Below are 21,550 nucleotides of genomic sequence, written 5' to 3'. Positions count from 1 at the left end.
AAGGCTGGCATTGCGCCCGCCTCTCGCTGCACCCCCACCAAACGTTGCGCGTTAAGGGATCAGGAACAGCGTGATCGCCGGGAATAGAACCAGCAGAATGACCCGCACAATGTCTGACCCGACAAAGAACAGCACCGCCTTGTAAGTCTCGGTCATCGGCGTCTCGCGGTCCATCGCGTTGATGATGAACAGGTTCATGCCGACAGGTGGCGTAATCAGCCCAACCTCGACCACGATCAGCACAAGGATGCCAAACCAGATCGCCACATGCTCGGGCGTCATCCCGAAATCGAGACCCGAGATGACAGGGAAAAAGATCGGCACCGTCAGCAGGATCATCGACAGGCTGTCCATCACGCAGCCAAAGACAAGGTAGAAGACAAGGATCACGCTCAGCACCAGAATGGGCGTAAACCCCTGGTTCAGAACGAAATCCGCCAACCATTGCGGCGCACCCGACAGCGCGAGGAAGTTGTTGTAAAGCGAGGCACCCAGCACGATGAAAAAGATCATGGCCGTCGTCTTGGCCGTCCCGATCAGCGCCTCACCCAGCACGCGCCACGTCAGGTTGCCGCCCACCAGCGCCACGATTCCGGTGCCTGCGGCCCCCACAGCGGCACCTTCGGTCGGGGTGAACCACCCGGCATAAATGCCGCCCACAACCAGCGCGAAAATGGCCAGCACGGGCCACGTCTCGCCCAGCGCTTTCCAGCGTTCGACCATGGGGACAGGCGGGCGCGTCCCTGCGGAATCGGGGTACAGGCGCACATAGATTGAGATCGTGATGACATAGCCAATGGCCGCGAGGATGCCGGGAATGAACGCGGCAAGGAACAGTTTGGCGATGTTCTGTTCGGTGATGATCGCATAGATCACGAGGATGACCGAGGGTGGGATCAAGATGCCAAGTGTCCCCCCGGCAGCCAGGGTCGCGGTCGAGAAACCGCCTGAATACCCGTATCTCTTCAGCTCGGGCAGGGCCACGCGGCTCATCGTGGCGGCAGTGGCAAGGGACGAGCCACAGATCGCACCAAAGCCTGCGCAGGCCCCCACAGAGGCCATGGCCACGCCGCCGCGCCGGTGGCCCAGAAACCCCTCTGCAGCCTTGAACAGCGCGCTCGACATGCCCGACAGGGTCGCGAACTGCCCCATCAGCAGGAACATCGGGATGATGGTCAGCGAGTAATTGGAGAACGTGGTGTAGGTCTCTGATTTCAGCTTGGCCAGGATCGGGGTCGGGTTGCCATTCATGGCAAAGACCCAACCGACAAGGCCGCACAGGAACATCGCCAACCCGATGGGGGCGCGCAGAAAAATCAGGCCCAGCAGGATGGGAAAGGACCAGAACCCAAGCTCGAGCCGGCTTAACCCTACGAATTGCACTACGTCGCGTATCCAGTCCATGGGTTAACCTTCGGGCAGGATCATGCGGCCGGTCGCGGCCTCGACCACGCGCGCATAGGCGCAATAGACGGCCGTCAGGCTGGCGATGATCGCAGCCCCGACGCTTGCGGCGTAAGACCACCAGACCGGAAATTGCAGGAACAGCGTCGTCTCGCCGTTGCCAAGATAGCGCAACATGCCATCGTAGAGTCGCAGACTGATGAACACGATCACCAACGCCAGCACGATCTCCCAAAAGGCGCACAACCAGGCCAGCGCCCGGCGCGGCAGGGCCGACGTGAACACATCCACGGTCGCGTGGTTGCCGTAGAACTGGCAGACCGGGAAAAAGGCAAAGATGGCAAAGGCCACGCCTGCCTCGGTCAGCTCGTAACTGCCATTGATCTCGTCAATGCCACTGGCCAGGATCAACCCGCCCAGCCAGCCATCCGACATCGCATGCCCCAGCTTGGACAGCTCGCGGCCAATGATCGACAGCGTCGTCAGTACCACCAAAACCAGCAGAACCAGTCCGCCGATCACGGCAGACATCCGTGACAGCCATTTCACCACCCGGTGCATCAAACGCCTCTTTTTATTGGGTAAAATGGGGTCGCGGCAGCCTTGGCCACGACCCCGGATAACGGCTTAGCCGTCATATGCGTCCATCAACGCGCGGGCTTCGTCGATCAGGGCCTGACCGTCGATACCCTTGCTTTCCATATCCGCGACCCATTCGTCATAGATGGGCTGCGACACGGCGCGCCATGCGTCCAGATCAGCGCCCGACACGGTCACGATGTTGTTGCCGTTGTCCACCGCCAGCGCACGTGCAGGTCCATCGGAATCCGCCTGTGTGCCACCGGCAAAGATGCTGAACTCAAGGCCCGAATTGTCATCGATGACCTTCTGCAGATCGGCGGGCAGGCCCTCATAGCGATCCTTGTTCATCGCCAGCACAAAGGTCAGCGTGTACAGCGCCTCACCCTCGAACTCGGTGTGGTTGCCCACCAGCTCAGGCACTTTCAGCGCAGCGGTGACTTCCCACGGGATCGTGGTGCCGTCGATCACACCCTTGCTCAGGCCTTCGGGCACGGCTGGGACGGGCATGCCAACGGGCGTCGCACCCATCTTTTCCAGCAGGTTGTTGACCGTGCGCGACCCGCCGCGGATCTTCAGGCCTTCCATGTCGGCGGGGGTCTTCACCTCTTTGTTCACGTGGATCATGCCAGGGCCGTGGACCCATGTGCCGAGGATGTGCACATCCTTGAACTCGGTGTCTTTCATATGTTTTTCAAACATTTGCCAGTAAGCCGAGGACATTGCGCGCGCATTTGTCATCATGAAGGGCAGCTCGAACACCTCGGTGCTGGGATAACGGCCGGGCGTATAGCCGACCACGGTCCAGACGATGTCGGCCACGCCGTCAATGGCCTGGTCCATCAGCTCGGGTGGGCGCCCACCCAATTGCATCGACGGATAGCGGTCGATCTTGATCCGGCCATCGGATGCGGCTTCCACATTGTCGGCCCAGACATCCAGAACCAGCTTGGGCACATTGGCTTGCGCGGGCAGGAACTGGTGCAACGACAGCGTAACCTCTTGCGCCAGCGCCGCCGTTCCCGACATCGCGGCAAGCGCTGCGGCCCCCGCCATGTTCAGGAATGATTTGCGTGTGAGTGACATGAATTTCCTCCCTTATACCGGTCGGGCATGAGACGCCTGACTCGCTCTTCGAGGGGAATTGTTATGCAACGCAACTATGTCTGTCACCCGCCTTTGTAACTATATCGCAGGTTTGTGCCCGCATGCCTCAACTGCGCGGGTGTGTGGTCTCTGGATCGTAGGGGCCGGGGGCAACGACCCGGGCGGGGATGAGATGGCCGAGCATATCTACCGTGAATTCAGTGCCTTGCGCCGCAAACTCCGGCGCGACAAAGGCATAAGCGAGGTTCAGGCCCAGCCGGTGCCCCCAATCACCCGACGTCACAGTGCCCACCACTGCACCATCCTGCATCACGGATGCGCCCGGATGGGCCGGTGTCGTGGTGCTGTCGATGACCATACTGACCAGCTGGCGCTGCGCCCCTTTGTCCTGACGCGCCTGCAATGCGGCCTTGCCGACAAATGCCTTGTCCATTTTCACGAACCGATCCAGCCCGGTTTCGAACGGGTCGAACTCGGTGATCAGGTCAGCCTTCCAGTGCAAATACCCCTTCTCCATCCGCATCGACTCCACCGCGCGCGATCCAAACAGGCGCAGGCCGTGGGCCTCGCCTGCCGCGCGCAGCGCAAGGTAGGCGGCATAAAGCTGGTTGTTGGGCACATGGATTTCATAGGCCAATTCGCCCGAAAAACTGACAGACATCACCACGGCAGGGGCAATCCCGATAAAGGCCCGGCGCACTGATAGCCACGGGAACGCCGCCTTGGACCAATCAGCGCGGCTGGCAGCACTCAGCACATCGCGTGCCTTTGGCCCCGCCAGAACAAGGATCGTGTGGTCGTTCGTCAGCGACCGCAGCGACACGTCGAACCCACCTGCATGCGCGTTGAGCCAATCCATGTCATGCCACTCTGCCGCCGCGGCAGAGCCGTACCAGACTGGCCCATCGGGGATGTTGGCAATGGTCGCTTCGGCTTTGACACACCCATGATCGTTGAGCAGATAGCCAAGCCCGACCTTGCCCGCCTTGCGCGTCACCCGGCCACAGATCACGTGGTCGAGGAAGTCATGCGCATCCGGCCCCGTGATCTCGATCCGGTTGAACCCGTTGACCTCTGCCAAACCTACGGCGTTCTGCACTGCCGCCACCTCTTCGGCCACGACGCCAAACGCTTCATCAAAGTGGAAGCCATGGGTGACGTCAAAGTCAGGTGTGGGCTTGAAATACTCCGCCCGCTCCCACCCGTTCACAACGGCAAACTCCGCCCCTTCGGTGGCCAGAACCGGCGTCAGAGGCGTTGTTTTCATGGGCCGACCCGCAGGGCGGTGTTCGTGGGGGAAATGAAAGCGGAATTCGTTCTGATAATCCTCGATCGCCTTCAGGGCCGTCAGTTCCACGTTGCCGTGTCCGGTGAACCGGCGCGGATCGATCACCCAGGTGTCATAGCACGCCTCGCCATGCACAATCTGCTGGGCCAGCAGCCAGCCATGGCCACCGCCCTCGCCCAGACCAGCGCGCAAGCCGATGATGCAAAAGGCATTCCGCTTGCCCGGGATCGGCCCGACCAGAGGCGCGCCGTCGATGGTGTAGGTGATGGGCCCGTTCACCACGTTCTTGATGCCCACCTCTGTCAGGGCAGGCATCCGCTCGAACGCGCCCTCCAACACATCGGTAATCCGATCCAGATCATCCGGGCACAGATCGTTCGAGAAATCCGGCGAAATCCCGTCCATGCCCCAGGTCTTGCAATCCTGCTCGTAGAAGCCCAGCAGCAAGCCGTTCTTTTCCTGACGGCAGTAATAGTCGCTGATCGGGCAGCGCAGCAGCGGCATGCGGTGACCGGCCTCGACAATGCCGGGAATCTCGTCGGTGACAAAATACTGATGCTCCATCGAGGTGACGGGATGGTGCACGCCCATCATCGCACCCACCTCGTTCACACGATACCCGCAGGCGTTGATCACCACTTCGCAGGCAATGTCACCCTTGGTCGTATGCACGGTCCAGCTGTCATCCTTGTGCTGGGTCAGGCCCGTGACCTCGGTCTGCCGGTACACCTCGGCCCCCGCCTTGCGGGCACGGCGCGCCAGCGCCTGACACAAAGACGCAGGGTCAATATCCCCATCATTGCCGTCCCACAAACCACCCAGCAGGTTGTCCGTCGAGATCAACGGATGGCGGCGCGCGCACTCCTCGGCATCGATCACCTCGAACTCGACCCCCATGCCCCGCGCCATCGAGGCAAAGTGGCGATACCCATCCATCTGCGCTTGCGTATTGGCCAGCCGAATGCCCCCATCGCCATGGTTGTACTGCACCGGGTAGTCCGGATCGTCGCGCAACTCCTGGTAAAGCTTGATGGAGTGCGACTTCAGCCCCACCATCGTCTGGGTCATGCCAAAATTCGTGACCTGCGCTGCCGAATGCCAGGTGGTACCACTGGTCAACTCGTCCCGCTCCACCAGCACCACATCGGTCCAGCCCTCTTGGGTCAGATGGTACAGGGTCGAACATCCCGCGATACCGCCGCCGATCACAACGGCACGTGTCTGGGTCTTCATGGCTGGCCTCCACTCTTGCATGTCCGGCGGAACAATCAGGACACCAGCCCGCCCGTCAATCGCGTCAGCACACCTTCATGGTTCTGAAAATATGCATTCACAGACGTGGAATTTAAAAACGGGGGCTTGCGCAAAACAGCCCGAGGGCCATCCCTGATCCCATGTCCGATCCAACCCCACGCCGCGCCGGGCGCAAGGCACGCAAGGCCGCCCGCGCCGCAGGCCCGCCCAGCAATCCCGCTCCTCCGGGCCAAGCCGGCGGGCAATACCGCCCGCTCTCAACGCACGACATCACCGCGATCTACGACACCGCGTTGCGCCTGCTTTGCGATCTCGGCATGGGCGAGGTCCCCGACCGCCTGCGCGCAACGCTCGAGGCCGCGGGCGCACAAACCCTCGCGAACGGTCGCGTGTCGCTGCCCCGCACGCTGGTCGAAGAGACGATAGAACACGCGCCCACGACTTTCCCGCTCCACGCACGCGACCCCGCCCGCACAATCGAGGTCGGCGGCGATGCCGTGCACTTCGGCACCGGTGGTGCAGCCGTGCAAACACTTGACCGGCACACGCGGCTCTACCGCCCGTCCACCCTGCAGGACCTGCACGATTTCACCCGCCTCCAGGACACACTCACCAATGTCAGCTGGTTCACCCGCTGCTGTATTGCGGGCGACATGGCCGACGAATGGGCGCTGGACGTCAACACTGCCTATGCGCTCATGCGCAACACCACCAAACCCGTCGCAACCGCCTTTACCCTGGCCAATCACGTCGCACCCATCGTGGGGATGTTCGACATGCTGGCCGGGGGCGATGGCGCATTCGCCAAACGCCCCTTCGTCAAGGCGCATATCAGCCCCGTGATCTCGCCCATGCGCTTTGGCGAGGATGCGGTCGACACCGTCTATGCCTGCCTCGATCACAACATCCCGCTCAGCTGCATCACGGCCGCACAGGCCGGGGCGACAGCGCCTGCGACACTCGCAGGCTTCCTTGCCCAATCGCTGGCCGAAACACTGGCCAGCCTCGTCATGGTGCATGCGATCAAACCGGGCCACCCCATGGTGTTTTCAAACTGGCCCCTCGTCATCGACCTGCGCACAGGCGCCTTTGCTGGCGGGGGCGGAGAGATCGGCGTGATGAATGCCGCCTCGGCCCAAATCATCAACCACCTCGGCCTTGTTTCCGGCGTCGCCGCCTGCATGACCGATGCCAAGGCCATCGATGCGCAATACGGGCAGGAAAAAGGGCTGACATCACTCGCCGCAGCCCTCGCGGGCGGCAACCTGATCTACGAAAGCGCTGGCATGACGGCAGCGCTGCTTGGCGTCAGTTTCGAGGGCTTCGTGCTGGATGACGAAATGCACGCCGCCACATACCGCATCCTGCGCGGGGTCGAAGTCAGCGACGATGCGCTGGATTTCGACGGCATTTGTGCCGCTGTTCAGGGCGAAGGGCACTTCCTTGGCGGGCTCCAGACCATCGCGGCGATGGAACGCGACTATGTCTACCCCTCGCTGGCCGACCGCGACACGCCCAAGACATGGGAAGAGGGCGGCGCATTGACCGCCTGGGATCGCGCCAGCGCTCGTGTGTCCGAGGTCCTGACAAACCACCACCCGTCCTATATCGATGCCGCAACGGATGCCGCCATTCGCGCAGCCTTCGACATCCAACATCCGCAGGGGCACAAATGACGGTCAAGGACACCATGGCAATGATCGCAGGCATGACGCCCGAATTGCAGCCCGGTCTCTGGGTCTATTGCTGCCTCACGGATGCGGGCCTCATCCAATCGCTGGCACCCAAGGCGTTTGCCCTCATCCGCGAGGCCGAAGGCACCACCCTGATCCTGCCCGCAGACTCCGCGGCCACCCATGCCCTTGCGGCCAGCCCACCGATGCGACTGATCACGCTGAACGTTTTTTCCGATCTGGAAGGCATCGGCCTGACCGCCGCCGTGGCCAAGGCGCTCGCAGACAAGGGTATCTCGTGCAACGTGGTGGCGGCATTCCATCACGACCATATCTTTGTCCCAGAGGATCAAGCCGAGCCCGCCTGCGCCGCCCTCCTCGCCGCGCAAAGGGCCGCAAAATCATGACAGCGCACCCGCGTTTCTTCTGACCAAAAATACCACGGGGTCTGGGGCAGAGCCCCAGTCCGACGGCCCCAAGGGATCCGATCAGCTGACTTTCTGACGACGGTGGTAAATGGTGGCGTGGGGGAGACTTGAACTCCCGACCTATCGATTATGAGTCGATCGCTCTAACCAACTGAGCTACCGCGCCATGGAGGCGTGACCTATGACAGCCCCCGGGAGTCGTCAAGCCAGAAATCGGCCTTACCCGCCCCGCACCGTCTCGATCATCAGCGTCACATTTTCAGGGTCCGCATCCGGCGTGATCCCGTGCCCGAGGTTGAAGATGTGCGGACCCTTCGAAAACGCCTGCACAATCGCGCGCGTTTCATCCACCAGGGCCTGCCCGCCCGTCACCATGTGGGACGAGGCCAGATTGCCCTGCACACAGCCATCGACCTGCACATGGGCCGCCGCCCAGTCGGGCGAGACTGAGTTGTCGAGCGCAACGCAATCCACACCCGTCGCCTTGTGGAACCCGACATAGCCATCCCCCGCCTCGCGCGGGAAACCGATAACCGGGATGTGCGGATAGCGGGCCTTGAGGGCGGCCGTGATCTCGGCACAGGGGGCCACGGCGTATTTCTGAAACGCCTCACCCTTCAGCGACCCAGCCCAGCTGTCAAAAATCTTCACAACTTCGGCGCCCGCGTCGATCTGAGCGGACAGGTATTCAATCGTCGCCGCCGTGATGCGCGCCATCAGCGCATCAAACGCCTCCGGGGCGCCCTCGCGCATGGCGTGGGCCGGTCCCTGATCCGGTGTACCCTGCCCGGCAATCATGTAGGTCGCAACCGTCCACGGCGCACCGGCAAACCCGATCAGGGTCGTCTCTTCGGGCAGCTCGCGGCGCAAGATCTTCACCGTCTCGTAGATCGGGTTCAGCGTGTCGTGAATCGCGTCCACAGGCTTCAGCGCATCCACGCCCGCCTGATCGGTGATGGTCGACAGGCGCGGCCCCTCACCCGTCACAAACCACAGATCGGCGCCCAACGCCTGGGGCACCAACAGGATATCGGCAAAGAGAATCGCGGCATCAAATCCATAGCGGCGAATGGGCTGCAGCGTGACCTCGGCGGCCAGTTCCGGGTTGTAGCACAGCGACAGGAAATCCCCCGCCTGCGCGCGCGTCGCTTTGTACTCGGGCAGATACCGCCCCGCCTGCCGCATCATCCAGATGGGCGGCGTGGGCAAGGTTTCCCCGGCCAGCGCCCGCAAAATCGTCTTGGTTTGAACCCCGTCTTTCATCACGCACAGCCTTTGACTTATCGTTTCCAGTTGTCAGGATAAGTTGACACACCTAAAAGATAAACCCATGACAGTGCGACTTCCTTCCCCGACATCACCGCTCAGGATCGGCACCCGTGGCTCCCCCTGGCTCTGGCCCAGGCACACGAGACACGCAGCCGTCTGGCGCGCGCCTTCGATCTGCCGCACGAGGCCTTCGAAATCGTGATCATCAAGGTCATGGGCGATGACCGGTCCATGGTCGCCGCCGACCGCCCGTTGAAAGAGATCGGGAACAAGGGCCTGTTCACCCGCGAGATCGAAGAAGACCTCGCCTCGGGCAAGATCGACATCGCCGTCCACTCGATGAAGGACATGCCGACTGTCCAGCCGGATGGCCTGATCCTCGATACATACTTGCCGCGCGAGGACGTGCGTGACGCATTCGTCTCGCCCAAATTCTCCAGCATCACCGACCTGCCTGCGGGCGCCACGGTAGGCAGTTCATCCCTGCGCCGCCGCGCCCAACTCCTGAACAAACGCCCGGACCTCACCGTGGTCGAATTCCGTGGCAACGTGCAGACACGGCTCAAGAAACTCTCGGACGGCGTGGCGGACTGCACCTTCCTCGCCTGCGCGGGCCTCAACCGTCTGGATATGAGCGACGTACCCGCCACGCCGGTCGAGCCCACCGACATGTTGCCTGCCATCGCCCAAGGGGCCATCGGGATCGAACGCCGGATGGATGACAGCAATACGGCCCAGATGCTCGCTGCGATCCACGACACGGAAACCGGCCAGCGCCTCGCCGCCGAACGCCAGTTCCTGTTCACGCTGGATGGGTCCTGCGAAACGCCCATCGCGGGCCTCGCCACGCTGGAGGCTGGCACGTTGACCCTCACCGGCGAGGTGTTGCGCCCGGACGGGTCCGAAGCACTCAGCGACACGCGCAAAGGCTCAATCGAGGACGGCGCAGCGATGGGCACGGACCTTGCCCAAGACCTGCTCAAACGCGCAGGACCGGCCTTTTTCGATTGGCACGTTTCTTCTGACTGAAAATACCATGGGGTGAGGCGCACACGCGCCGAGGGGCAAAGCCCCTGCCCCACACCGCCAATAGACGTGGCGTTTCCCTTGACGCACCCCGGGCACAATCCCCATCTTAAAGGTGGAGGATGCGGCCATGACACCTGGCAAAGCCTATCTTGACCCCGACGACATTCGCCCGCTCGCAGCACGTTCCAACCTCGCAGGCGCGGCGCTGATCCTGCACTGCTGGGGCGTGATCGCGGGCGCCATCGCTCTCTTCGCCCTCTGGCCCAACCCGCTCACCGCTCTTCTCGCCATCCTACTGATCGGCTCGCGCCAGCTTGGCCTTGCGATCCTCATGCACGAGGCCGCGCACAATGCGATGTTCAAGACGCGCTGGCTGAACGAATTTGTCGGCACATGGCTTTGTGGCTGGCCGATCATGGCCGACCTCGCCGCCTACCGGCACTACCACCTGACGCACCACCGCTTTACGCAGACGGACAAGGACCCCGATCTGGTGCTCAGCCAGAACTTTCCGACGTCCCGCGCCTCGCTCAAACGCAAATTCATTCGCGACCTGACCGGACAAACCGGGATCAAGCAACTGATCAGCCAGATCATGATGTTCGTGCGCCTGGCCGGGGACGATGACGCCATCGAGGCGGCCAAGGGCGATGCGGCCCAAGCCTTCAAATCCAATACCATCTTCACGGCCTTCCCTGTCTTTTTCGGCATCGCGCTCGCAATCAGCCTGATCGGCGACTGGTGGTGGGGCATCGCGTTCTGGATCGTGCCGTATCTCACCTGGTTCCAGTTCGTGCTGCGGGTGCGCAACATCGCCGAACACGGCGCAACGGAAATGTCCGAAGACCCGTTCAGAAACGTGCGCACAACGAGAGCCGGGCCGCTGGCCAAGACCTTCATCGCGCCCTACTGGGTAAATTACCACCTCGAACACCACATGATCATGCACGTGCCCTGCTGGCGTCTGCCACGGATGCACGACCTGCTGATCAGGAAAGGTCTCGGCGACAAGATGAACATCGCACCCAGCTACGGGGCCGCCCTGGCCGAGGCCGGATGGCGCTGACCCGCCCGCTTGACGCGGAGGATCATGCAGATGTGCTGCCGCTTTATGATGTGCTCGATGGGGCGTCAGACGACCCGGCGAATTTTCAGGCCATCCTCGACCATCCCGGCACCACCATCTTCGGCAGCTTCGAGGGCCCGCAACTGTGCGCCATGGTCACGCTGCACGTCCTGCCCAACCTGCGCGTCAACGCGCGGCCCTATGCGCTGATCGAAAACGTGGCCAGCCTGCCCGCAGTCCGGGGCGCGGGCCACGGCGTGCGCGCCATGCAGGCAGCGATTGATGCCGCATGGGCGGCGGATGCCTACAAGGTCATGCTGCTGACCGGTCAGGGCACCGGCGCGCGCGGCTTTTACGAAAGGCTCGGCTTTCGCGCGGACGAGAAACACGGGATGCAACTGCGGCGCGTCCCCCCACGCGCCTAACGTCGCGCCATCGCGTCGATCAACGCCTTTTGCAGATGGGGCGCCGTGTCATGCACCCATTGCGGTTCGCTGTGTCGCACCACCAACCAAAAGGCCACGCCCTCTTTCCAATAGGTGGCATCGATCAATCCACGCTCTTTCCTGTCGCGTTTGAAATGCCAATGGACAGAGCCTGGGTATTTGACCCGCGAATACCCACCGATATGCGAGATGTACAATCCCGTTACCTGCGCCGCATGCTCCACAACGGCCATCATGGTCTCCCTGTCCATCGCTGCCGTGACAGGCACATCAAGATCATATGACTTCTTTTCCTTCACCATGTTCCAGCCCTCATTGCCATGTGCGGGGCAGAGGCAATTGATACTTTATCGACGGGTCAAGGGGGCACATTCGGGCGCACAGGCATAACAGCCAAAAACAAGGTCACACACCCTGTCCTTGCCGACCAAACAGGACGCAAAAGGCGCCGCGCGCTGACACATGGGCCACACACCGCACAGACCGGTGATGCAAGACAACGACCAAGGATCATAACATGGCTCTCTTTGACCCACGCGCCCTGCAGGACGCGCCCGGCACCGCAATTGACACGTTTTTCAAAACCACCACCGCGCCCGCCGTGCTGATGGAGGTGGCACGCGACAGCCTGTCCGTTGCGCAGGCCCGCGGCACCGCAGATGTCGCAACAGGCGAGGCGGCACGCGCCACAGACCAGTTCGAAATCGGCTCGCAAACCAAAATGATGACCAGCGTTGTCGTGCTGAACCTCGTGGCCGAGGGCATCATCGACTTTGACGCGCCGCTCAGCGCGCAAATGGACATCAGCGGTCTGGCAGGAATCGCCAATATCGAAACGGTCACCGTGCGCGAACTGCTGGCAAACCGCTCGGGCATTCCTGACTTTGACACGGTGCCCGGCACAGATGGCCTGCCGGCTTTTATCCAGCAGCTTTTGGACAATCCAACCGAGCCGCTGGGCCCGGACGGCCTGCTGGCGATCGCATCGGGCCAGCCTGCAAATTTTGCACCGGGCACGAGTTATGAATACTCCAACACCAACTTCCTTCTGCTGCAAAAACTCGTGGAAAACCTCACGGGGCAGACCTTTGACGCGGTCCTTGACGCGCAGATATTCACACCCGCCGGCATGACAGACACCCTGCTCGGTCAGGGCACGCCAGATCGCCTGCTGCACTCTTACGCAAATCTGGATGGCACCACGACGATCGAGGTGACCGATGCCCCGCTCGACTTGGGTGCGGCAGGCGGGGTTGTGTCGACCACCAGCGACATAATCCGCTTCATGGATGCACTGCTTTTGTCCAAGACCCTGCTGCCGCCCGATCAACTGGCCGAGATACTGGATTTCCGGGACGAGGACGGAAAACCCAGCCCGAATGGCGAAAGCTTTGGGCTGTCATCGGGCATGATGTTCGGGCAGCAGTTGATCGGGTTTCAGGGCGGCACGCTGGGCACCAATTCCGCCACTTTCGTCCATGTCGACAGCGGCACAATCGTCTCGGTGGCGATGTCGCATTCGAACGCAGAGCCGGTCGATCTGTTCGTCGCCGCCTTTGCCGCGATCTTCAACGACACGCATTGGGCCAGCTTTGACGCCGATGCGCGCAGTTTCGAAATTGCAGGGTCGGCAGCGGATGTCGACTTTGGCGAAGGCGTCGATGTCACGGGCGAGGCTGAAACCACGCTGACCCTGGATGGCGCCAGCCTGAAATTCCAAGGCGGGCTCAAAACCCTCGACACCGACACGTTCACCTTTCAGGACGGATCGACGCTTTGGATCGACGGGGATGATCAGAACCGTTTCGACGTTCTGCACGAGGCCGGGAATGCGCCTTACGGCGAACACCATCTTCTGGGGCTTGATGGCAATGATCATCTGCGCGGGGGTCGTGGCAATGACAAGATAGGTGGCGGCACGGGGGCGGATCACCTCTTTGGTCGCGCAGGCAATGACACGCTGGATGGCGGTGATGGAAACGACCTGCTGCAAGGCGGACGTGGACACGACCGACTCGAGGGCGGCGATGGGCGCGACCATCTGCGTGGCAATCACGGGGATGACGTCATTGATGGCGGGCGCGGAAACGACTTCATGTCCGGCGGCCAGGGTGCGGATGTCTTCGTGTTTCAGGGCGATTCCGGCCACGACCGCATCTACGGCTTTGATGTTGACGCTGACGTTCTGGATTTCTCGGCAACGGGCCTGACACTCCACGACCTTCGGATCGAAATCGCATCGCGAGGCCATGTGAAGATTTCCTATGGCGATAACGAGGTTGACCTGTTTGACGTGTTCCGCGATGGCTTGAGCGACGACTCTTTCATCTTCTGATTACCACATGCTGGGCCTTGGGGGCGTGCATGCCCTCGCGGCCCGGCGACTTTGGCACACCGACATGGAATTCTCACCAAGCCTCTCAAACCTTGAAAACTGGCGCCTTGCACTTGCCGTGGGGCTGTTGATGGTGTCGGCCTTTTGCACCCATCTGCTGCTCTTGCCCGGCCCCAATCGGCGCACCCGCCTGCCGCTTGGGCTGTTTTTCCTGTCCAACACCGTGCGCCTTGTGGCCCTGCCGATAGAGCACCTGACGCTGGGCGCGCCCATGTCACTGCTGAATGTCATCCTCGAACTGGCCGAAGTCCCGCTGAGCGTTGTTCAACCTTTCCTGCTGTGGCTCTACGTGCGTCGGCTGACCCAGGACCCGACGCGCACCCACAGGCCACCCGCACTGAAATGGCACCTGTCGCCCGTGGCCTTTGCCGGTTTCGTCTATGTCTTTGTGGTGCTGCAACAGGCGGCATTCTGGGCACCGGACCTTGCCCCGGTCGCAGAGGCCCTTCAGCCGGTGACGATTGCGCTGCTGTGGACGGTGACACTGGTCTTTTACGCGCTTGTCCCGCTTTACACTTTTCTGACGGTGCGGCTGCTCTTGTCCTACAGGACACGGCTCAAGGACCTCTACGCCAGCACCGAAGGGCGGGAATTGCGGTGGATCTGGTGTTTGACCGGCGCCGTCTCCTTTTTCTGGGTGGTCAACCTGCTTGGCATACTGGCTGACGCCGTCGGCGCGCCGGTCTGGACACAGGACGCCCATGCCACGTTCTATGTCAGCGCCATTGCCCAGATTGCCCTGTTCTGGGTCATCGCGATCTGGGGCGTGCGCCAACAGCCCGGCATGCTGCCACCGCCGCGCGCGCCGGTCGAAGGGCCCGCACCTTCAAGGGACTTCAGGAAATACGGGCATTCGGGACTGGATGCCAACCGCCTCGCCCGCATCGCGGGCAAGATCGAGGCCGCAATGACGCGGGACAAGCTGTACCAGAACCCCGATCTGTCCCTCTGGGATCTGGCCGAAGCGGTCGGCGCCAAGCGGCACTACGTGTCCCAGGCGCTGAACGACAACATCGGGCGCAGCTTTTTCGACTACGTGAACGCCTTGCGGATTGAAGAGGCAAAGCGGCAGCTGGAAGCGACCGACAGCTCGGTCATCGCGATCACATACGATGTCGGGTTTAACTCGCGCTCGGTCTTTTACCGGGTGTTCAAGCAGGATGTCGGCATGACGCCCTCGCAGTACCGGCAAAACTTAGAAACCACAGCGGCGCAAACGGCATAGCGCACCGTCAGTTCAGCCGCGACGTGTCGATCTCGGGATGCGTCTCGGCCCGCTCCTGCAACTCCGTCGCATTGACCACGACAATCGCGCCCTTGCGCAGCTCGATGATGCCGTCATCGCGCAAACTGCCCAGCATCCGGTTCATGGTCTGGCGCGAACAGCCGACCATGTTGGCAAGGTAGGACTGGCTCTTGCGGATGGTCTGGGACTGGCTGGACAGGCGCACTAGGTAGCTGCAGATCTTCTGATCCACCGACTGGAACTGATCGACCGAGCGTATCTTGTTGTCACGCGCCAGGATCGTGCAAAAGTTCATCGCGAAATTGCGGATGAAGACGGGCGATTTCAGATGCTCGAACAGCAACGGCGTCGGGCAGAACAGCACCGTCGTGCTGGGCTGCGTCAGGCAGGTGGCAACGCAGGGCGCATTGGCCACGGCCTCGGTCAGGCCCAGCATCTCGCCCGGCCCGGCATGGTGCAGGATCGCGCATTGGCCGCCCGGTGTGAAATACCCCACCTCCACCATGCCATGCGCCACCAGGAACATCCCCATAGGGCGCTCGCCCTGCACAAGAACCTGGGCAGGTTCGGCATGGAACTGCACCGCACAGGTGTTCAGAAAATCCACCTTCTGATCTTCGGGCAGATCGGACAGCATGCTGGACTTCAGCAAATGCGGAAAGCGAACAGCGTTCTTCATCCGATCACCCCGGTATCTGGGACAGATTGCACATGGTCTGCGACGGGTCCTCGCAGCACGACCGTATCTGCGCGACGGACTCGGCATAGATCGTGTTCCACGCCGCCTCGGTTTGGCCAAAGCCCGGTGGCATCGCATGCGACAACGGATAGGTGCTGGCCGGGCCGTCCGCACCGGGCGGAATGTCGATGCCCGTCATCCAGTCGGTCAACTGGGCACAACTGCCCACCTTCTGGCCTGCATAGCTCACAGCCCCGATGCCGATCCGGTGACAGCCCACACAGGTGTTGTCGCGCGGGGTCATCGCGGTGGTGGGCCATGCGCCAAATCCGAACTCGGGTGCGACATGGGCGTACCGCCCGAAGGGGTTGACCGGCACAGCCGACCAGACCTGCCCGACAAAGGGCGAGAACATGAATGGATCGTTGTCATGGCAGTCGCCACAGCCATCCTCGGCCACGTCCTGCGGGGTTTTCCAGAAACTGTCATCGACGGCCGCCGTGGGCGCAGGCACCTCTGCGCCATCCACCGGCACGCCGCCCTTGGCAGAGGCCTGGAACCAGCACGTCTCGCCCGTGTCGGGGTTGTGGGCAATCACATCGATCTCGTCAAACTCCATGGACGACATCGAGCGGAACACCTTCTGGCGGCACATCACCGACACCTGCATCTTATCGGTCGACAGATCGAGGATGCGCGAGAACGGCACGCATTGCCCGTCTGACCCGGCACCATTGTCCAACAGCGACGGGCGGTCGCATGTGGCCGGGGCGCGATCCGTCACAGGCACACCGTCAACAGTGATCGGCACGGGCACACCATCGGCGCAGGAAAAGACCGGCAGCGGGCCGACGGCCGCACGACAGGCGGCGGCATAGTCCTCGTTGGGTGTCGTCTGGGCCTCGGCTGCCGGAGCGGCCAGCAGCAGGGCAACAAGAACCGGGCGGATCATTGCGTCGCCTCCTGACGGGTGTTCACCGCCTCGGCCAGCGGGCGCAGCGCCTCGTAGTACCGGACATATCCCGTGCACCGGCAGATATGGGACCCGATGGCGTCGTGAATGGCGGTATCAAGCTGATCATCCGGCACCGGGGCGGTGGCCAACTGGTCCAGCAGCAGGCGCGCCGCCATCACGAAACCGGGCGTGCAATACCCGCACTGAAAGGAAAAGTTGTCGAGGAATGCCTCCTGCACCGGGTCCAGCACCCCGTCCTGCGCCACGCTTTCGATGGTGCTGATATCGCTGCCGTCGATGGTGGCGAGCACTGTGGAACAGCTGATGACCGGGGTCGCAACGGGGTTGGGCGGTTTCGACACTGTGACCGTGCAGGCCCGGCACACCCCGATGCCACAGCAGAACTTGGTCCCGGTAAGGTTCAGATCATCGTGCAGATAGTCGATCAGACGGTCCTCGGCGCGGGCGGCGTCCACCTCCTGGCGCATCCCGTTGACGGTGAATGAGATCGTCATTGGTTCAGTCCTTTCAGGATAACGTCGGGGGTGATCGGCAGATCGGCGTAGCGCACGCCAACCGCATCGCGCAGGGCGTTCGATATGGCGGGCGGAACGGAACACATCACCGCCTCCGCAATCCCGCGCCCCGCGCGCTTGTCGCCCGGGCTCTCGGGCAGCACGATCAACTCTTGCGACCGCGCGCGCGGATCATAGCGCGTGCCCAGCGGCACATCCCCGGCCCGCGCAACGTGGTAGCGGTTGAGGTTCCACTGCCCGTTGGCAGGCCCCTCCATGCCTGGCGGCATATCCTCCAGCAGCGTGTAGCTGATCGCCATGGCGACACCGCCCTGACTTTGCCCAGACACCAGCTGCGGGACATGCACGCGCCCGGCATTCAACACGCTCAGCACGGTTTCGGTCTGCACGATGCCAGTTGTCCGGTCGACGGTCAGGCCAATGACATTGAGGCAGGGCGCCCAGACATAGCGCGCATAGCGTTTGGAGGCCCTGTCAGGCCCCACTCCGTTCTGGCGCACGATCCGCTCGGGGTCAGCCGCCGTGCCCCGGTACAGCGACAGGCCATCCAGTTGCAGCCGGATGACACCGCTGTCCGTGGGAAAATCCGCCTCGGACCAGGTGTCCTGGAAATAGGCATGGCCCAACGCGCCGCGCGACATATCGTTTGCGTGGATGAACTCCGCAATCTCGGGCCATGACAACGGGTCCTTGCCCCCCGGCAGATAGACCAGCAGGCTGTTGATCCAGCGGGTGTCCCGGGCGCTGAGTTGGTCCAGCCCCCACATCTTGCGCGCGGCAGGTAGCACTGCCGCCGCCATCAGCCCGTGGGCCGTCTGCTGCATCGTGTGGACCTGATGCAGACCCGTCAGGCAGGCCGAGGATGACCCAACCGACTTTGCCGTCCAGTCCGGGTTATCCCAGCGCTTGTTGTCGGGGTCTTCGGTCGTCAGCCCGGTTTGCCCCCACAGCGTATAGCCCCCCATGTCGACCTGCGTGGCATTGGCACCAAGGATGTCACCGATGACCACGCCCAGCGTCGTGGCCGACCCGTTGCCCATGTCCACCGCGTCCGATTGCACAGTCAGCAGGCCGGTCCGCTCGATCAGGATGGCGGCCACCATGCCGTCCCCCGAGGTGCCATAGGCCTGCAACGACACGGCCATACCTGTCCCATAGGTCTCGCCGCGCGCAGCATAGTCGGCCTTGATCGCCTCCCGGTCGGCCCATAGCGGATGCGCTTCGGCGATGTCGAACATCTCGGCCAGCCGCAACTCCTGCGACATGGGGCCACCCACAACCGTCGTATCACCGGGCGTCAGCAGGTTCTTGCGGCGCAGCGCGAACGGGTCCCAGCCCTGATCACGGGCCACCTCGTCCAGCGCGGTTTCGATGGCAAAGAACGCCTGCGGCCCGCCAAAACCCCGTTGCGACCCGCCCGAGATGTTCTCGCTATGGATCGCTTCGGCATAGATGTTGGCAAAGGGCACCGTGTACGAGCCACCGGCGCACAAGGCCGCAAGCGAGGCAACGTAGGGGCTGAGGTTCTTGCGCCCGCCCCCATCAAAGGTCAGGTCCATCTGCACCAGTTGGATCGACATGTCCGGCGCAACGACCACCTCACCCTTCAGATCCGCCGCATGACGCTTCAGGCCAACGCGAAACTGCTCGAACCGGTCATAGGCAAGGCGCAGGGGGTTGCCCTCGGCAAAGGCCCCCGCAAGGGCCAGCATCAGCGAAAACGGCGAGGCATCGCGCCCGCCAAAACCGCCACCTGGATAGCAACTGGTCAGATTGATGCCAGAGAGGGAAAAGGGCGCGTCAGAGGTGTCATACATCGACAGGATCGAGTCGATGTCGTGATCCGGCGACTGGGTGCCGAGAACGAGGTTCATCTCGCCCGTGCCGGTGTCATGCCAGACCAGACCGGATTCAGGCTCCATGAACATCGGGTCCATCGCCAGCATTTTCGAGGTGAAGGCGTGGCGCGGATAATCGGGATGCGCGTCCAGATAGGCATCAATCTTGGCGCGGTATTCGGGCACCTGGTCCAGATAGGTGTCAGGATCAGCGGTCGCATAGCTGAACGCATCGCCATACTTGACATAGATGGTTTGCGGAAAGAACGGCTGGCCCGGGGCGGGTCCCGGCTCTGCCCGGGCAAAGGTGTTGCCATAGCGCTGGAACCTCGCGTCCTGAAACTCGATCGCGCGCTGTGCCGCACGGAAACCGGCGGCGCTGTCAAAGACCAGAAGGGCTACCGCCTGACCCAGAAAATCGGGCAGGTTGCCGGGCTGCACGATCAGATCAAAGACAACCGCGTCGGGGCGATCAAAGGTCGGGTCGTTCTTTTGCGCCTCGAAACGGGCCTCAAGCTGCTGATCAATGGCCAGATCGCGGCTGAACTGAACCCGCGGGGCACGCAGCCCCTCGCCCAGCTGATTGCCCAGGATCACGCGGCGGGGCCGGGCATCTGCGGGCAGCGACGACAGATCCAGCCCGGCAAATGGCTGCTGGGTCGTCAGGGCGCGCAGATACATGCCGTACCACTGTTGATCCGGCCACCCTTCCATATCGCGCGCATGGAAATCGCGGGCATAGACCTTTTGGCCCGTCACCTTGGCCACCCCGTCAATGCGCCGGCTTGCAACGCCGGGGATGGGCGAGGCCGTGCGCCCCACCTGCCCCTGCATGCTGGCACGCGCCATCGACGGCACACCCAGGATCGACACGGCAACGGTGCCCATCAAACCGGTCAGCACGGAACGGCGGGAAATCAGGGTCGCAGGCGACGCCGAAAGTGAAGAGAGATCAGAGGTCATTGTCCTCGTTCCTTGCTGCTTGCACGCGGCCTGACGATGCGACCGGTGCTCAGATCATTGATGCCCGGCACAGCCGGATACGCATGACAAGCACACTCGTTTTCACCTGCCCGGATCGGTGCGGGTGTTACTGGAAACCCCGGCCAAAAAAATGCGGTCGGGGTTGCCTCAGACACATGTTCGGACGCTGCCGCGCCTGCGGTCTCCGTCCGGGATCAAATCGAAAATACAACAGATCAGGGACAGCCTGCACTACTTGAACGCGAATTTCTACTGCGGGGTGTGGTCACTTTGACCTTTCGATACGCCAGCGGATATCAATGCGGCACTCCTGCCTCCCGGCAAGTCGCTCTAGGGACCCATATCCGCACACACGGTCTCGAAACCACCCGCCACGACCACGCGCAGGGGCGTGCCCTTCGCACAGGTTCGCACAGCCTGCGTTGCCGGATCAGGCTCAGCAGCCGCCCCAAGATCATAGAGGGCATGACCGCTCTCGATCACCAGTTCGGCCCTCAACTGCACACTGGGCATCGCGCCGTTGGGAATCCCGGAATAGTCCGACCCCAGTTTCAGGGTGTAGTTAAACGTCGTGGACCAGTTGGCCGGGATATCAAGATCAATGAAACCCGCCCGAAAATCGGTCGCGCCGGTGCTTTCGATGGAAAAGGACAGTGTCCGACCGTTCAGCGGTGTCGATGACGAGATGAAAAAGCTGCTGCCCTTCGGGATGTTGCGACATACGGCCATGATGTCGACGCGGGCGGCCTCGCTCCCCTGCTCATACCGAATGCTCGAGGTGATTTCGGGCACGATACCGCGCACGATCTCGACATTGCGCATCCCGACATTGCCGTTCTTGGCAAGGACCTCGACCAGGTTGCTGATCGCATGGACCCCCTCGAACGGATTGCCGTGCTCTTTGGTGATGGCCATCGCAATCATCGAAAACCGGTCGATCCCTCCGGGCGGCACCCAGTTGAAGGCGTCCGGCGTCGCACCCACCTGTCCGGGTTGAATGGAAAACGGCGGGTTCAGGTTGCCGTCACCTGTAACCAGCTGATTATTCTCCCATAAATAGGGATAGAGCAAAAGATTAGGCTGGGCAAAGAACAGGTTCCAGTGACCGTCGATCGGCTGATTGGTAAGGTTCTTGCCCCGGATATAGGCGTAATTCGGGAAACCGGCTTGGACCTCGTAATTATAGGTGTTGTCGTAGGTGTCGGCATCTTCCAGGAAACCGGGCCGGTCGAATGGGAAAGGTCCCGAAATCGGGATGTCAGGCGACTGCGTGATGGTGGGCCGGGGCAATCGGCCCGTGTCCCCGAGGCTCGCGCGCACAAGGAGTCCGGGCCATGTCTGAGTATTGCTCATCAGATGTTCCTTTGTTTGTTG

The 21,550-nt window shown here is 62.3% G+C and carries 17 protein-coding genes, 1 tRNA gene and 1 pseudogene; 7 read left to right on the top strand and 12 right to left on the bottom strand.

Annotated elements, in window-relative coordinates; translation table 11 throughout:
- Nucleotides 1-51: 51 nt before the first annotated feature.
- The 4 genes from ACMHLQ_RS15045 to ACMHLQ_RS15030 all read right to left on the bottom strand — a co-directional run bounded on the left by ACMHLQ_RS15045 (nt 52) and on the right by ACMHLQ_RS15030 (nt 5,611).
- The gene (locus ACMHLQ_RS15045; protein ID WP_415401522.1) at nt 52-1,404 is read right to left on the bottom strand and encodes a TRAP transporter large permease; all 1,353 of its coding nucleotides are present in this window, start codon (nt 1,402-1,404) and stop codon (nt 52-54) included.
- Nucleotides 1,405-1,407: 3 nt separating this feature from the next.
- Nucleotides 1,408-1,965 carry a TRAP transporter small permease gene (locus ACMHLQ_RS15040; protein ID WP_415401521.1) on the bottom strand — a complete coding sequence of 186 codons (558 nt, stop codon included), beginning with the start codon at nt 1,963-1,965 and terminating at the stop codon, nt 1,408-1,410.
- 66 nt (nt 1,966-2,031) lie between these two features.
- Nucleotides 2,032-3,069, bottom strand: a complete 1,038-nt coding sequence (locus ACMHLQ_RS15035; RefSeq protein ID WP_415401520.1) for a TRAP transporter substrate-binding protein — start codon at nt 3,067-3,069, stop codon at nt 2,032-2,034.
- A 127-nt stretch (nt 3,070-3,196) separates the two neighbouring features.
- Nucleotides 3,197-5,611 (bottom strand): GcvT family protein, encoded by a 2,415-nt coding sequence (locus ACMHLQ_RS15030; protein ID WP_415401519.1) that lies wholly within the window; start codon nt 5,609-5,611, stop codon nt 3,197-3,199.
- 161 nt (nt 5,612-5,772) lie between these two features.
- On the opposite strand from ACMHLQ_RS15030, the gene ACMHLQ_RS15025 reads away from it, so the two are divergent.
- On the top strand, nt 5,773-7,308 hold the full coding sequence (locus ACMHLQ_RS15025; RefSeq protein ID WP_415401518.1) for a trimethylamine methyltransferase family protein: 1,536 nt from the start codon (nt 5,773-5,775) through the stop codon (nt 7,306-7,308).
- A complete protein-coding gene (locus ACMHLQ_RS15020) occupies nt 7,305-7,712 on the top strand; it encodes an ACT domain-containing protein (protein ID WP_415401517.1) in 408 nt (135 codons plus the stop codon). Before ACMHLQ_RS15025 ends, ACMHLQ_RS15020 begins: the two co-directional genes overlap by 4 nt.
- Before the next feature lie 110 nt (nt 7,713-7,822).
- Here ACMHLQ_RS15020 and ACMHLQ_RS15015 read toward each other — a convergent pair.
- Nucleotides 7,823-7,899, bottom strand: a tRNA-Met gene (locus ACMHLQ_RS15015).
- 53 nt (nt 7,900-7,952) lie between these two features.
- Nucleotides 7,953-8,996 (bottom strand): uroporphyrinogen decarboxylase, encoded by a 1,044-nt coding sequence (hemE, locus tag ACMHLQ_RS15010; RefSeq protein WP_415401516.1) that lies wholly within the window; start codon nt 8,994-8,996, stop codon nt 7,953-7,955.
- A 67-nt stretch (nt 8,997-9,063) separates the two neighbouring features.
- Between hemE and hemC the strand changes: the two are divergent.
- From hemC to ACMHLQ_RS14995, 3 genes and pseudogenes are all read left to right on the top strand, one after another.
- A pseudogene (gene hemC / locus ACMHLQ_RS15005) lies at nt 9,064-10,031 on the top strand (hydroxymethylbilane synthase).
- A gap of 127 nt (nt 10,032-10,158) precedes the next feature.
- Entirely contained in the window at nt 10,159-11,097 is a 939-nt protein-coding gene (locus ACMHLQ_RS15000) for a fatty acid desaturase family protein (RefSeq protein WP_415401515.1), read from the top strand.
- Nucleotides 11,088-11,522 carry a GNAT family N-acetyltransferase gene (locus tag ACMHLQ_RS14995; RefSeq protein WP_415401514.1) on the top strand — a complete coding sequence of 145 codons (435 nt, stop codon included), beginning with the start codon at nt 11,088-11,090 and terminating at the stop codon, nt 11,520-11,522. Before ACMHLQ_RS15000 ends, ACMHLQ_RS14995 begins: the two co-directional genes overlap by 10 nt.
- Here ACMHLQ_RS14995 and ACMHLQ_RS14990 read toward each other — a convergent pair.
- A complete protein-coding gene (locus tag ACMHLQ_RS14990) occupies nt 11,519-11,845 on the bottom strand; it encodes a hypothetical protein (protein ID WP_415401513.1) in 327 nt (108 codons plus the stop codon). The genes ACMHLQ_RS14995 and ACMHLQ_RS14990 overlap by 4 nt on opposite strands.
- A 215-nt stretch (nt 11,846-12,060) precedes the next feature.
- Between ACMHLQ_RS14990 and ACMHLQ_RS14985 the strand changes: the two genes are divergently transcribed.
- Both ACMHLQ_RS14985 and ACMHLQ_RS14980 read left to right on the top strand, forming a co-directional pair.
- Nucleotides 12,061-13,878: a serine hydrolase gene (locus ACMHLQ_RS14985; protein WP_415401512.1), complete on the top strand. Its 1,818-nt coding sequence runs from the start codon at nt 12,061-12,063 to the stop codon at nt 13,876-13,878.
- Nucleotides 13,879-13,942: 64 nt separating this feature from the next.
- Nucleotides 13,943-15,163 (top strand): helix-turn-helix transcriptional regulator, encoded by a 1,221-nt coding sequence (locus tag ACMHLQ_RS14980; RefSeq protein ID WP_415401511.1) that lies wholly within the window; start codon nt 13,943-13,945, stop codon nt 15,161-15,163.
- A 7-nt stretch (nt 15,164-15,170) separates the two neighbouring features.
- Here ACMHLQ_RS14980 and ACMHLQ_RS14975 read toward each other — a convergent pair whose 3' ends face one another.
- From ACMHLQ_RS14975 to ACMHLQ_RS14955, 5 genes are all read right to left on the bottom strand, one after another.
- Nucleotides 15,171-15,863 carry a Crp/Fnr family transcriptional regulator gene (locus ACMHLQ_RS14975; protein ID WP_415401510.1) on the bottom strand — a complete coding sequence of 231 codons (693 nt, stop codon included), beginning with the start codon at nt 15,861-15,863 and terminating at the stop codon, nt 15,171-15,173.
- Between the two features lie 4 nt (nt 15,864-15,867).
- The gene (locus tag ACMHLQ_RS14970) at nt 15,868-16,815 is read right to left on the bottom strand and encodes a hypothetical protein (RefSeq protein WP_415401509.1); all 948 of its coding nucleotides are present in this window, start codon (nt 16,813-16,815) and stop codon (nt 15,868-15,870) included.
- Nucleotides 16,812-17,333, bottom strand: a complete 522-nt coding sequence (locus tag ACMHLQ_RS14965; RefSeq protein WP_415401508.1) for a (2Fe-2S)-binding protein — start codon at nt 17,331-17,333, stop codon at nt 16,812-16,814. The genes ACMHLQ_RS14970 and ACMHLQ_RS14965 overlap by 4 nt, the downstream gene beginning before the upstream one ends.
- Entirely contained in the window at nt 17,330-20,155 is a 2,826-nt protein-coding gene (locus tag ACMHLQ_RS14960) for a xanthine dehydrogenase family protein molybdopterin-binding subunit (RefSeq protein ID WP_415401507.1), read from the bottom strand. Before ACMHLQ_RS14960 ends, ACMHLQ_RS14965 begins: the two co-directional genes overlap by 4 nt.
- A gap of 351 nt (nt 20,156-20,506) precedes the next feature.
- Entirely contained in the window at nt 20,507-21,529 is a 1,023-nt protein-coding gene (locus ACMHLQ_RS14955) for a hypothetical protein (RefSeq protein WP_415401506.1), read from the bottom strand.
- Between the last annotated feature and the right edge of the window lie 21 nt (nt 21,530-21,550).

This window comes from Tateyamaria algicola, from assembly GCF_047715485.1.
Classification (GTDB): Bacteria; Pseudomonadota; Alphaproteobacteria; order Rhodobacterales; family Rhodobacteraceae; genus Tateyamaria.
The sequence above is the reverse complement of the archived record's forward strand: the minus strand, read 5'-3'. Positions and strand labels throughout refer to the sequence as shown.